This window comes from Shewanella psychrophila (genome assembly GCF_002005305.1).
In the GTDB taxonomy this organism is placed as follows: domain Bacteria; phylum Pseudomonadota; class Gammaproteobacteria; order Enterobacterales; family Shewanellaceae; genus Shewanella; species Shewanella psychrophila.
Map to the genome: position 1 here is coordinate 984,873 of NZ_CP014782.1, position 13,028 is coordinate 997,900.

Annotated in this window: 10 protein-coding genes; 5 read left to right on the forward strand and 5 right to left on the reverse strand. The window is 41.2% G+C overall.

Going from position 1 to position 13,028, the window contains the following annotated elements; translation table 11 throughout:
• The first annotated feature begins 185 nt into the window (after nt 1–185).
• Nucleotides 186–2,765 (forward strand): M1 family metallopeptidase, encoded by a 2,580-nt coding sequence (locus tag sps_RS04345; RefSeq protein WP_077751410.1) that lies wholly within the window; start codon nt 186–188, stop codon nt 2,763–2,765.
• A gap of 284 nt (nt 2,766–3,049) precedes the next feature.
• Here the strand turns inward: sps_RS04345 and sps_RS04350 are convergent, their stop codons facing one another.
• A complete protein-coding gene (locus tag sps_RS04350; RefSeq protein WP_077751411.1) occupies nt 3,050–4,117 on the reverse strand; it encodes a tyrosine-type recombinase/integrase in 1,068 nt (355 codons plus the stop codon).
• A 681-nt stretch (nt 4,118–4,798) separates the two neighbouring features.
• Between sps_RS04350 and sps_RS04355 the strand changes: the two genes are divergently transcribed.
• Nucleotides 4,799–5,305: a hypothetical protein gene (locus sps_RS04355; RefSeq protein WP_077751412.1), complete on the forward strand. Its 507-nt coding sequence runs from the start codon at nt 4,799–4,801 to the stop codon at nt 5,303–5,305.
• A 10-nt stretch (nt 5,306–5,315) separates the two neighbouring features.
• On the opposite strand, the gene sps_RS04360 is transcribed toward sps_RS04355, so the two are convergent.
• Both sps_RS04360 and sps_RS04365 read right to left on the reverse strand, forming a co-directional pair.
• Nucleotides 5,316–6,152: an ABC transporter substrate-binding protein gene (locus tag sps_RS04360; protein ID WP_077755545.1), complete on the reverse strand. Its 837-nt coding sequence runs from the start codon at nt 6,150–6,152 to the stop codon at nt 5,316–5,318.
• A 456-nt stretch (nt 6,153–6,608) separates the two neighbouring features.
• Nucleotides 6,609–7,652 (reverse strand): oxidoreductase family protein, encoded by a 1,044-nt coding sequence (locus sps_RS04365; RefSeq protein WP_149027214.1) that lies wholly within the window; start codon nt 7,650–7,652, stop codon nt 6,609–6,611.
• Between the two features lie 328 nt (nt 7,653–7,980).
• Here sps_RS04365 and sps_RS04370 point away from each other — a divergent pair, with 328 nt between their 5' ends.
• Nucleotides 7,981–8,328, forward strand: coding sequence for a hypothetical protein (locus sps_RS04370; RefSeq protein WP_077755547.1), 348 nt, complete (start codon nt 7,981–7,983; stop codon nt 8,326–8,328).
• A gap of 116 nt (nt 8,329–8,444) precedes the next feature.
• Entirely contained in the window at nt 8,445–9,140 is a 696-nt protein-coding gene (locus tag sps_RS04375; protein WP_077751413.1) for an SDR family oxidoreductase, read from the forward strand.
• Between the two features lie 91 nt (nt 9,141–9,231).
• Here the strand turns inward: sps_RS04375 and sps_RS04380 are convergent, their stop codons facing one another.
• Together sps_RS04380 and sps_RS04385 are read right to left on the reverse strand one after the other, a co-directional pair.
• The gene (locus sps_RS04380; protein WP_077751414.1) at nt 9,232–10,299 is read right to left on the reverse strand and encodes a hypothetical protein; all 1,068 of its coding nucleotides are present in this window, start codon (nt 10,297–10,299) and stop codon (nt 9,232–9,234) included.
• A gap of 152 nt (nt 10,300–10,451) precedes the next feature.
• Nucleotides 10,452–12,146 carry a dipeptidyl-peptidase 3 family protein gene (locus tag sps_RS04385; protein ID WP_077751415.1) on the reverse strand — a complete coding sequence of 565 codons (1,695 nt, stop codon included), beginning with the start codon at nt 12,144–12,146 and terminating at the stop codon, nt 10,452–10,454.
• 249 nt (nt 12,147–12,395) lie between these two features.
• Between sps_RS04385 and sps_RS04390 the strand changes: the two genes are divergently transcribed.
• Nucleotides 12,396–12,950 carry a GNAT family N-acetyltransferase gene (locus sps_RS04390; RefSeq protein WP_077751416.1) on the forward strand — a complete coding sequence of 185 codons (555 nt, stop codon included), beginning with the start codon at nt 12,396–12,398 and terminating at the stop codon, nt 12,948–12,950.
• Nucleotides 12,951–13,028 lie beyond the last annotated feature (78 nt).

The window sequence follows — 13,028 nt, forward strand, 5'->3', positions numbered from 1 at the left end:
CACCAAGTTGTAACTCTAGGTTTCTGCTATAGCTTTACCTTTATCTATTTTGTTAAAATCACGTCACTTATGTTAATCGTCGTGATTTTTATGTGGAGATAATCCCCACATATTGCTTGTTTATTTGTCAGCGTTTCGTTTAACAACTTAGATAATTTCAGTACAGTAGAAATAAAGGAATGGATATGTATCGAGTGATGGCCACCGGATTGGTGTCAATGTCTCTACTAAGCAGTGGAGTAATTCAGGCAAATGAGTTTGTCTTAAGTAAGCAAACAAAGCCTGTATCCCAAGCAGTTAGCTTAGCTTTAGATCCTACTAAAGATAATTTTAGTGGCAGTACCGATATCAAGATCCAAGTACTTGAAAAGACGAAGGTCATTCAGCTCAATGGGGTTGATTATACGGCAAAAAATATTCAACTCTCTGGTGATCAAGCCTGTGAAATGACGGCGAAAATGTTAGATACAGGTATCGTTAACCTTGTCTGCGAACAGGATATAGAGCCTGGCAGCTATAGCCTGCATCTCGATTTTACCGCGCCTTACAATCGTCAATCTGTAGGCTTGTATAAGACGGTCGATGCCGGTGTACCTTACCTATTCACTCAGTTTGAGATGAGCGATGCTCGTCGCAGTTTCCCAGTATTTGATGAGCCAGAATATAAGATCCCATTTCAGATCACCATTACTTCACCATCCAAGGAAAAGGTTTACAGTAATACTCCTGTGGTGAGCACTAAGGTAGAAGGCGAGTTAACGACTCACGTATTTGCTCAGACCAAGCCATTACCTTCCTATTTGATCGCCTATGCTGTGGGTCAATTTGAAGAGGTGACCATAGAAGGGATGAAGATCCCAGGTCGAGTGATCACTACCAAAGGTAAAATAGATCTGGCTCAATATGCTGTTAAAGAGATGCCAGCTATTCTCGGCGCTTTAGAGTCATATTTTGGTGTCAATTACCCCTATAAGAAACTCGATTCGATTGCTGTGCCAGAGTTCCCTTTTGGTGCCATGGAAAACGCCGGGATGGTGACCTATAGAGAAGATATTTTGCTTCTGGATGAACAGAGCGCGAATCAAAATACTAAACAATCGTCAGTTTCTGTTGTGGCCCATGAACTTGCCCATCAATGGTACGGTAATCTAGTGACTATGGAATGGTGGAACGACTTATGGCTAAACGAAGCATTCGCAAGCTGGATGGCTGCTAAAGTTACCCATCAGCTACATCCTGAATTTGAATCGGATCTACGTTTATCAAAAAACCGTGTAATGAGTATGGATGCACGCCTATCGACTAAGCCTATTCGTAAGCCAATTAAGACTGAAGCCGATATCATGGATGGCTTAGGACTAGCTTACAGCAAGGGCTCTGCCGTCTTGTCTATGGTTGAGAACTGGATTGGTGAAGAGAGCTTTAAGCAAGGTATCCGTCAGTACATCAAAGATAATGCCTTTAAAAATACCCAGGCTGATGATCTTTGGAATGCCTTATCTAAGGCTTCGGGCAAAGATGTGGGTAAGGTATTAAGTACTTTTATCGAGCAATCCTCATACCCCTTAATTACGGTGGACATTAACGGTCAGTCCTTGACGCTTTCTCAGCAAAGGTTTGTATTTGAAGGCAGCAAGGCTCCAGCTCAGACTTGGGTTGTGCCTGTGTCTATAAAATATGGTAAGGGCGACAAGATAGTATCGACTACCATATTGCTCGACAGTGAAACAAAAACCTTAGATCTTGAATTTAGCCCTGATTGGATCTATCCGGATGCCGATGCCATGGGTTATTACCGTTGGTTATTGGATGACAGGCAATTAGCACACTTACTTGCCAATGCAAAAACTCAGTTGACGGCGAGAGAGCGCAAGGCGCTTATCTCATCTGCCGATGCGCTACTTGATGGTGGCTTTATTTCAGCCGGTGATCTCTTGGCCATATTAGGCGAGTTTATCGATGATGCTCATCCTCAAATTGTTTCATCGGCGCTGCGTTACCTACAAATCCAGAAGACGACCTTTATCGACCAAAGTAACGAGGCCGATTGGGCTAAATTTATCAGTGCTAAGGCAAAAGTGGCTATCGAAAAATATGGTTTGGTTGCAACGCCAGGCGAGAACATCGAGATAAGTAAACTGCGTCCTAGTCTTATCGCTATCTTAGCATTTGAAGGGAAAGATAAGGCCATTATCCGTGATGCTAAGGCGGCAAGTCAGGCCTATTTGGCCGGCGATAAATCTGTCGATACTTATCTCATTGGCACTCAACTTCAGATCGCGATATATTTTGGTGATAATGCGTTAATTCAACAGGTTAAGGGGGGGGTTGAAACAACGAAAAACCCACAGAAACGCACAAAACTGTTGAATGCCCTAGGTTATGTGGCCCAGCCAAAACAACAAAAAGCCATGTTGGATTACAGCTTAACCGACAAGTTAAACTCTCCGGATCTTCGCTATATAATGAGTGGTCAAACTAATACTCATGCTCGAGAAGCCCTATTTAGAGACTGGATATACAGTAATTTCGAGGCAGTAAAAGCTAAGATACCTCCTTTTTCTGTGGCCAAATTACCTAACTATACAGGTACGGGTTGTGATCTCGACGTGCTAGAAAAGACTAACAGTTTCTTCGAAGCTAAGCTTGAAGCATCCCCTGAGTTTAAACGCACTTTAGCTAAACTCAATGAGAAAGTGAAAAATTGTGTCAAGCTAAAGACTCGTGAACAAGCCAGTGTAGATAGCTACTTGAAGAAGTTTTAATGGAAGCAGAAAGTTTTAAGTGAACAAAGAGTAGAGTAAAAACAAGCGGGGCCTAGAGCTTCGCTTTTTTTTACTACTTTTAAGATTTGAAGCATCGAGCTTGTTGTATTGAATAGTGAATAGCTGAGTATATTAATTTTAATCTGCTCAGACGCGTTGATATCGAGCAATTTCTAGTTAAATCTACCATATAAGTCAGCCAGTTAAATAACATTACAATAAAGTGGTGTAACCATTTTATTGTAATGTTATAAGCGGTATTTATTATGCGTGCAAGACTATGACTAATCTTTTGGTTTTAGATAATGTCTGAGTGAGCGAGGATCCGTATGACCGGTGCGCGCCATAATATACAGATGGTCCTTATCGTTTTCATGGAGCTGAGTGACGCAACCACTGCGTAAACTGTGGGCACCATAAAATTCAGGACTTAAACCCGCTTTACTACAATACTTCTTAATCATCTGATAAATATCATCGCCACGTAAAAAACCTCGATTGAGTTGTGGGGGATTTTCATCGGTATTTAAATTTGCTTGATTAACCACTGAGTAAGGCCTGAGGCTCTGACCATCTCGAGACAGGGAACGAAAAAGGTGACCTTGTGATAATTGCGAAACATCCAGCCAATGTTTAACGGCTCCGAACGCCGAGAACAGTTCAGACCCGGGTAAATCTTTCCACTCCCTGTGTCCTTGCTGATTACTCTTAGAGTAGGGCAGTCTCACTTTCAATTTATTGCGTAGAAAGTTGATGTGCTTCACTTGGATTTCTGCAAGTTCAGAACGACGGAACCCGCCTTGAAAACCCAGTTGAATAATGGCCTTATCACGAGCCTTAGTTAATTCTTGCCCTTGCTTGTCTATAGTTTGTAACAGTAATTCGAGTTCATCGTACATGATGGGTTGCTGATCATAATCAGTTATCACTCTATGCTTATTTCTACTTAAACCACGCATAACTCGGATCACCAGAGGGTGCTCAGTTGGCGAATGAAAACCTGCCTGAATATGATAGAAACGGATCGCCGCTAAGCGAGTGGTGATAGTCTGTTTAGAGAATTGGGCCCCTGTCTTTTTATGTACTTGTTCTTTTTGGTGTCCAATAAATGAGATCACCGAACGTGGATCCGCGGGTAGGTTATTCAAACCATGATGCTGACAATATTGAGTAAAAATATTGAAGCTAGAACGATAGACCCGGCGAGTATTGGGCGCCACTTCATATTCAGTCTCACTGGCCGCACTCTTAAAATCGTCAAAGATTGAGATGGGCAGTTCCTGCTCCTCGAAGAAACTCTTGTCGCCAGTGACTTGCTGCCGATGATTCTGATTTATGCTGAGCTTATTCATGATTAAATATGGATATTTCCTTGGAAACAGACATAAATTATAGCTTTTGACGTGCTTCTCTACCAGTGATAATCGTCATTATCACTGGTAGTAGTATATTTAGGTTAGATTTAAACCAATTAATGGCGCACTATTATTGTTGGATGAAAATAGAACAGGGCAAATGGAAGGTTAGGCAGTTGATGACCGGTCATCTAATTTGTGCTTGTTGGAAGATTATTCACTCTTATTGATTCAATGATCACAGGTAAATTTCACGGTATACATCCGGTTAAAGTTAACAATATTGAAGTCATTATTACTCACACTCGAACTCTAGTACCTGGACAAGTACATTTCCATAAAGTGTATTTACTGCAATTACCTTTTAACAGACATTTTAGATTGAAAAATGTACAGTGAATTTTATATGAATGAGAGTATTGACTGGAATTCACTCTCAGAACTATAGAGTGGTTGAACCACTCTATACGCCGTAAAAAGATTAATAATGATACAAAATAAGCGTTTATATTGTATAGCTATAACCTGATAATAATGGTTGCACCATACTATAGCTTTTGACATGATTAGAGGCCTCTACTAGCATTTCGATTACTGATGAGTAGAATAAATTACTGACTCTTAAAAATGAACATAGATAAGAGTCATAAAAAAAGAATAAGATGAGAAAGGAGTAAGATGAACTACAAACATCCATGGGTCTATCACGGTGAATCACCTAAAGCTGGAAGGAAATTATTGTTATTGGAGGTGGACGAACTCACGTTTGCCTTGCCTCTCATCTATCGTCTTATTCACCCGGCTGAAATTGCTCAGAAGTCTGATTGGTTTAGTACCAGTGTCGCAACGGCAGATGAGAAACAGAATAAAGAATATATTTCGCTGGTGGAATTATTACAACAAGTCACACAAGAGAGAAAAAATCTGGCAAGTGTTATCCATCCCTTGACGCGCTTAAACCAAAATTTGAATCGATATTTTAGTGACTATGGTTGGAGAATGGTACGCAAAGAGCTATCTCAGATTAAGAAACGACAGAAGAAGTCTCATATCGAACTGAGTAAAGATCTGATCGTAAAACTGAAAACCTATATGGAGCAGCAAAGTCTAGACAGTTTCGATCAAGCCATAGATAACTTGCTGAGCGAGGTCGAATTTTTTAAAGAAGCGGATCTTAAAGAGTAAGATTAATTTGTCACTCTAAAATTAAACTATTATTGAGTATCTTACTCTTGGCTTCGATATCCCAACGTTTGAGTTCATATTCACTGAACATTAAGCTTCCTCTAACAGGTGTAGTAATAGCAGGAAGCTTACCTGTCATAAAATATTGATTCACTTTTTTGGCTGCGTCGACTCCTTGTTGTACCCCACTGATGATCAGGCCACCTATGGCTTTCCCTTTTCCAATCGAATAACCCCAGAAAGCGAATAGGGGCACAGGAGTATTTTTGCTGGTCCACTCACTAACTTCATCTAGACTGACATTTTGTTTTTGATCATCGGTCAATGCCGCATAGTTTGCTATGATAAGGGCATCGTAATGATTGTCTTTTAATGACTCAGTGTTTATCTTCCAATCATTAAAAGTCTTCTCCAATGATATCTCCACTTCCACTCCGGAAATTTTTTGATGAAATTTATCATCGAAAGAGGTTTCTAATATGGCATAGGAGGTAGGGTTACTGTCCATCAAGACTTTAAGTTTTTTCATCTCGGGAAAAAGATCATGTAACATTAAGATGGAACGTTTAAGCAATGGACGTTCTAATGTTCCAGATACATTTTTATTTAGTCTAATATAATGTCTGGGATTAGCGTTGATGCCAAGAAACACCAAGGGGACTTCCTGTTCTACGAGCGTTGGACCGAGTAACTTGAGTGCATTATCGTCGGCAAGTACAACTAACTTAGGCTTTTTCATGTCGATAAATGCAAGGGCCTGCTTGGCTATTTTATCAAAATCAATGGTTGGCTGTCGCTTGGTATCCATTTCATATTCCAGGATGCTGTGATCAGCAATAGTATCCATAAACCCACCACGATACTCTTTAACCCACGGGTAATCAGTATGATAGCTGTGTATGAAAACAATATCCGTCGCGAAAGAATAGCTAGAAAATAAAGCAAACAAAAGGCAGCAAGTTTTATTTAACATGTATTCATACGCCATATTTTAGGAAAAAATGATTATACATTTATATCATGTCAGGGGAGGGATGAATCTTTAAAATCGTAACAGAGTGATGAGCTGATATTTTTACAGGGCGAGTTTATCCTCTAAGCAGAGAGCCCTGATACTGTAATAAAAGTGTCCTTTGACACATTTGGCGCTATGCCTATTTACGTTTATCCGTTAGCTCTCTTGTATCAAAGTTTAGTTGAAATTAACTGATATGGGTAATTTAAGCCCTCAATTATTTTAGTCATAGTCGAGCTGCACCCCACTATTCATCATGTTTTTTGACAAACCGAGTAAGTAAAAGATTCAAGTTAAACTGTTTAATGCCTGCTTGGTCATACTCCTACTGAATTCATTATTTTTATAGTGCTCGGGTGCCCAGCCTAAAATAAATCGATGAAAATCGGCCCAAGCGATAGCAAAGAGTGGCTGCCATTCCAGTTCAACATCCCTTGAAGATATTGCTGATCCTATGTTAATTAATGCCTGATCGAGTTTGCAAAAATAGAAGCGGGTGAGGGAAGCGTGATGTTGTTTACATTCTTCTTCAGACAAACAGCTTCCGAGGAAATACACCAAATCTCTCATGCCACAACCACCACCAACGTATTGAAAGTCGACGGCGGCGACTCGTAAGCTGTCCTCGCTGAAGCAGAAATTAGCGACCTTGGCATCGCCATGAACGAGTGTCTTAAAACGGATTTGGCTTAACAATGTATCGAGTTTGTGGGCCGCCTGTTTAATCGAAGACTCAGGCATAGCTCGATATTCATCTTTTCGTGTGGCAAGGTGCCAGTAACAACCTGTTTTCCATAGGCCTTCAGGCCAACTTTCCAGAGGGGATTCCTCCATGAAATAGCCATGGAAACAGGCAAGCCATTCGATACAGACCTTTGCTTGCTCTATGGTTAACCTATTATGCCGTAAGGGGAAACCTTCGGCATCGAGGTCACTGAGCAAGATAATAGCCGCATTATCATCATTGAAGCACTGAGAATTTGCATCATAGCTGGTAACCCTGGCATCGATTCGATCATAGGATGATAAACCATAACAGCTGGGGACTCGAGAGCCCTCATCACACACCTTAGACCAAGTATGATACCAATTGGCTTCTACGCGGTAAGAGAGTAATTTTCTTTGATGGGAAGCCGAAGTATTCCATCCTCTGGGATGTTGAGTCTGCTTGGGAGGACGAATTGATTTGACTATAATACTGGCTGGACAGGCTTGTCCTTCGAGTCGATAGCGGACAATTTCACCATAACCACTCCAGAGGGTTTGAATGGTTTCTACAGCGAAAACAGATTCACAACTGATTGTTTGTGATATAAAATCTTTAATTTCCAAGGCTAATCACTTAAATTTTATTTACCACTGATGATAGCTCATATCCATGATTTTGGGTACAGGATAGGTGGGGATTGCACCTCAATCTCCACCTATCCTGATAAGACTTTAAACATTAAATAGTAAACTGAGCTATCTAACTATTTACGTGATGATAACGAGTGCAACAGACAAAGCAAAAGTTAGCTGGTAAGCTTTGAGGTGTCATAAATAACTGTAGAAATAATGGAAAACAGCACTAACTGTGATAATTATGTTACAAGCTTTGAATTACGCTTTAGTGGATAAGCGTTATAATGATGAGACAGATAATGTTTGGTTTATATTAATGCCTAAAACGATCAGCTTGCCCAAAGAGAAGAAACTAACGGTCTTATGTAGAATCGAGCCTGGTTGCCTAGGACCGGATGGCTTAGATTATATTGCCGACTTCTGCCGCTTCGCCAATCAGGAACTTAAACAAGTTGATGCCAACTTCATTATCTGGCTGCCACTTCCTCGCTATGATAAATCTTTGCCAGAGATGCAGTATTCGGTTAATCAGAAGCAATTAAGTCATGATAAGGCCGCCCAATATCTAGATCATTTTAAAAGTGACTTAGATGATTTTGAAGAACATTTTCATGATAAATTATCTTTACTGATAGATGAGTTTCTGGCTAATAAAAAGGCCTAACTTTTAAGCCTCAGCTATGAGTTATATAGTATTTTACTGTTTATGTGTACATTAGTCTCACTATAATTAAAAAATTAACTTTGACTGCCCTCATTACTCCTATCCAAGGAAGAAAAATGTCTAAACATCTTTTTATAACCGGCGCCAACCGTGGGCTGGGCCTGACTATGGTCAAACAGTATCTGCAAGATGGCTGGAATGTAACAGCCTGTTGTCGAGAGCCAGAGCAAGCAGCGGAGTTGACACAACTTCTTGATAAAAATGACTCACTATCTGTTTTTCAACTGGATGTCACAGATCATCAAGGCTTACAGCTGCTCGCCAATAACTTACAGGGGGAGCCCATAGATCTGCTGATCAATAATGCAGGCTATTATGGACCTAAAGGAAGTCTCCTCGGAGATATCGACGTGGATGAGTGGCGCAGGGTTTTTGAGATCAATTCAATCGCTCCTTTAAAAGTATTAGAAGCTTTTAGGGCAAACCTTAAGCTAGCATCCTCCAGTACTTTTGCGATCCTGTCTTCAAAAATGGGCAGCATGGGCGATAATACTAGTGGGGGGGCATACATATACCGCTCATCAAAAGCTGCGATAAACTCTGTAGTTAAGAGTTTATCGGTAGATTTAAGAGAAGATAATATCGCTGTTGTGGCCCTTCATCCAGGTTGGGTTAGAACCGAGATGGGCGGCCCCAATGGCCTTATTGATACTCAAGAATCCGTAACCGGGCTAAAGCGGATACTAGATGGACTCGATATGGGGCAAAGCGGGCAGTTTTTAGACTTCCGTGGACAAGAAATACCTTGGTAGCCCTTTATTGACTGATACTGATTCTTGAAAATAAGGTGCTAATTATCTTGTCTTAGCACCTTATCGCCAATATCACTGGCCCTGAAATGCGTTAACTTGCTGCAGGTTTCGATTTATCTAATCCAAACGCGGGGGAAATGCACTTCTTTACCTCGAAGCTATAGCCATAATCGGCAGATTTATCACGACGTATTTCTACAATTTCATAGTCATTGAGCTCTACGATATTACTATCCGGTGATATTTCACAACGTGAACGACTGTCTGATTCGAGCTGATAGGCAAACCTGGCGATCATGCTTCTGACCATTTTTTCATAATCCCCACGAACATGTTCATAGTCGTCAACTTGCTCTTTTTTCTCAGCATCATTCCCGTTGAAAGACAGCCCGAAAGTAACTGACTCTTCATCGGTTTCCTCCTCTTTTCGCAACTTTTCGAGCTCTTTAGATAACTCTTCTTTATCTTGTGTGGAAAGCTCATTCATTACCAAACCATCGGGATCTGCGATGTCTTGGCTTAAATCATTGTCCAGGCTAGCAATCAATACCAGATGATAAAGTACCACTGAAGATAAAATCAGACGGATGAGCATGGTAGTGAATCTGAAGTGATTGTGATTGATGAGTTTAAGACCCGTTACACCGAAGGGTTTGAGTAACAAGAGACCAAAAAGATAGAAGGGCACAGCCACTTGTAACATCAATATTGCCAATGCCGTCATAACAATGATCCAAGCGGGTAAATAGAGCAAGATGGCAAAGTTATGTGTGTATGAGAAATGCTCAGTAGATACGCCGACGACTTCATTGACCACGGAAGCCGCCCCTGCGATGGCAAAATTTGCTATCACGGCATAGAAGAGGAGTAACACGGCTTTACCCGATAAGCTATGCCAGACTCGTTCAAATAGGGGCCAAAATTCCAAGGTCAAGGCGATCACTGTCACTATAGCAACCATACCAAGGTTGTCAGAAAAAAGGAGTAAAAAGAGGGCTAACAAATATAACTTTTGGGCTGCCGTCAACCTGCCAAGCATACCGCTCATTGTACCTAGTATTTTCGACATAAATTGATAGGTGACGACGGCCAATTTTTTGGGCTTATCGATGGCATTCTTAAAACGTACACCTGTTTCTTCTTGGGGCAATTTTTCCATTAATAACGGGTCCTAAACTATTCCATATGAAGACGATAATAACCTTTGGTTAACAAATGCTCTACTGATTTTAACCGGATAAAATATCAGCAAAAAATGCCCCATGGTCATCAAACCATGGGGCATCGAACAGTAATGAATAAATATCCAAATTAGATTTTTGGGTAGTTTGGTCTGATATCCGTCGGGATCTGTTTCATCTTCTGATTTAAAGTGGCAACTTCGTCAGCCATGACGGCATATTTAGCTAAGAAGTCTTTAGATTGTTGATAATCCCCTAAAGCTTGGATCATACAAACATCTCGCACAAGATCTGTGATGGCTTGGGTCATCTTATCAAAATTAACGGTATATCTTTGTGTACTGCTATCGAAGCTGAATGCCTGCTTCTCTTTGAAGTAATTGTATTGAAACGCAGCACCTGCTCCATGGGCTTCATGGACACCGAAACGCATGGAACGGAACAAGCCGGCGAAATAGGTGACGAGCATATTATTTTTCTCTGACTTAGGCAGTACACCTTTATCCATCAAGAACAACATATTATATGCTCCCATTACATCTGCTTTGCCCTCTTCAATCTTAGAATAGGTCTCCTGCAGCTGCTCGGAAACAGTGGTCGTTTTACCATCTTTGATAATGGTCCCCGGACCCAGACCATGGGATAACTCATGGAATAGAGTCTCATTGAAGAAGTAACTTTCCATAAGCAATGACTGCTGTGGTTTGGCTATGATCAAGGCTGAAATTGGTTGCATTACCGCCTTATACTTAGCATTCAGTACATTTTTCAGCATAACTTTTTTACTGCCTTTTACCTCACGAACATATTCATCGTTGGGTAAATTAAAGGCTGTGGTTTGTACTGCAGGCTTGTTATCACCACCACCTGCGACTTGATCGACAACAGAAATCGGTGATTCTGAACCACGTTGAAAATTCTTATGTTCATCCGGAATAGGTAAGTTTAATTCCATCCCCTTAAGATACTGCTTATACACGTCAAGTTTGGTACTGTCTTTTGGGTTACGCACGGTAATAAAGGCTTCGAAAAAGGTCTTATAGCCAAACAGCTTGTCGGTATAAGTCTCATAGGGACCAATAGCCACTTCTAGTGTGCCATCGAGATCCATCCAAGCCATTTCAGAATCACGGTATTCATCACTGAGGAAGGCATCGGCTCTCTTAGACAAAAAGGTCTTCAGGCTAGCATCTTGTGTTAAAGCGGCTGCCTCGCGCATCAATTTCGCTGCATGCTGCATCTCTTCTGCATAGGCCTGACTATAGGGGATAGCGACCAACTTATCGCCTTCACGCTTAATTACGGTATAACCACTCTTGAATGCCGCTTCATCCTGGGGATGGTCTTTGATCCATTGATTAAACTCAGCCTTAGTCATGTCGGTCGGATATACTCCGGCGCCTTCAGGGCGGACAATGTCACCGAAAAAGCTTTTGTCACCTTCTAGCGTGTCCCAAGGACCGTAGTGAAGATCATAGAGAGAGAGTAATTGTTCAGTATTGGCTAAGTTTGATTCTTGGATCTGTTTTCTTATGTCGGCATTATTCTCATAGGTCTGCTCTAAATATACCTTATCCAGTACATCTGCAACGGAGATAAGTTTACGCAGGACCTGTTTATCGGTATCACTTAAACTAGATAGATCCGCTTGTATATCCACAGAAAGAAATTTGTCCAGCATGGCTTGATAGTCATCTGTAGCCGCGATAACTTCAACGACACTGGTATCATGGCTGGCTTGTGGTTTAATTTGGTTCATCTCGACATCCGGTGAGCATGCCGACAGCGCGGTTAGCAAGGCTAACGATAATAACGACTTTTTCATTTAAAGATTTCCCCATCTTTTGTTTTTATTGGCGCTCACGTTACAGGTAAATCCTGGTTTGATAAAGTCTGAATAAGTATTCGCTATAATAAATATTTTACACATTAACTCTTAGGGAATGAGATAAGCGATAAAAAGAAAACAGTGGGATCCGGCTCTAGATTTGACTAACTATGTACTTATCTCGCATTTTTGTTTAGCTTATTCATCAAGTATTCACAGGTGCCAACTATTTCCCAGGAGATAATTATGATTCAAACGTTAAGCCCGGAACATTTTGCAGATGTTATCTCACTAGGTAATCAGGTTCATGGTGATGGTTACCTGGATAAGACATCGTTAGCTGCTTTATACCAAAAAGGTATCAAGGATGAGATAAATGCAAACTTTGTCGCTCATCAGGATGGAAAGTTGATCGGATTTCGTCTCACTTATGCACCAGGAAATTGGCAAACCGATAAGTGGTGTACACCCGATGCATGGGGAATTGAGCACCAAAGGGTCTGCTATTTTAAGTGTAATACTGTAGCCGAACCATATCGCGGGGCTGGAATAGGGGGCAAGCTGTTGAGCGCCTCTATCTCTGCCACCAAACGGCAAGGCGCAATAGCCGGAATTAGCCACCTTTGGAAGCAGAGCCCGAACAACTCGGCTGTAAAATACTTTACCAAGGCTGGTGCCATGTTGATAAAAGAGCACCCGGACAGATGGAACGACACCAAAGAACACCCTGATTATATCTGTGTGATCTGTGGAGCCGATTGTCACTGCACCGCCTGTGAAATGTTGCTCATTTTCAAATAGCGGGTTGAAGCCTGACCCATGTCAGGCTAAGTTTCCCCCAGCGCATATTCACACCCACACCTAATAACTGAACTTTAA

What these genes read in the sequence shown, in the direction of transcription:
- sps_RS04375 (WP_077751413.1), top strand. Translation starts at nt 8,445, where the DNA reads ATGTCTAAACATCTTTTTATAACCGGCGCCAACCGTGGGCTGGGCCTG.
- sps_RS04385 (WP_077751415.1), bottom strand. Translation starts at nt 12,146, where the DNA reads ATGAAAAAGTCGTTATTATCGTTAGCCTTGCTAACCGCGCTGTCGGCA.
- sps_RS04390 (WP_077751416.1), top strand. Translation starts at nt 12,396, where the DNA reads ATGATTCAAACGTTAAGCCCGGAACATTTTGCAGATGTTATCTCACTA.
- sps_RS04355 (WP_077751412.1), top strand. Translation starts at nt 4,799, where the DNA reads ATGAACTACAAACATCCATGGGTCTATCACGGTGAATCACCTAAAGCT.
- sps_RS04380 (WP_077751414.1), bottom strand. Translation starts at nt 10,299, where the DNA reads ATGGAAAAATTGCCCCAAGAAGAAACAGGTGTACGTTTTAAGAATGCC.
- sps_RS04350 (WP_077751411.1), bottom strand. Translation starts at nt 4,117, where the DNA reads ATGAATAAGCTCAGCATAAATCAGAATCATCGGCAGCAAGTCACTGGC.
- sps_RS04360 (WP_077755545.1), bottom strand. Translation starts at nt 6,152, where the DNA reads ATGGATACTATTGCTGATCACAGCATCCTGGAATATGAAATGGATACC.
- sps_RS04370 (WP_077755547.1), top strand. Translation starts at nt 7,981, where the DNA reads ATGCCTAAAACGATCAGCTTGCCCAAAGAGAAGAAACTAACGGTCTTA.
- sps_RS04345 (WP_077751410.1), top strand. Translation starts at nt 186, where the DNA reads ATGTATCGAGTGATGGCCACCGGATTGGTGTCAATGTCTCTACTAAGC.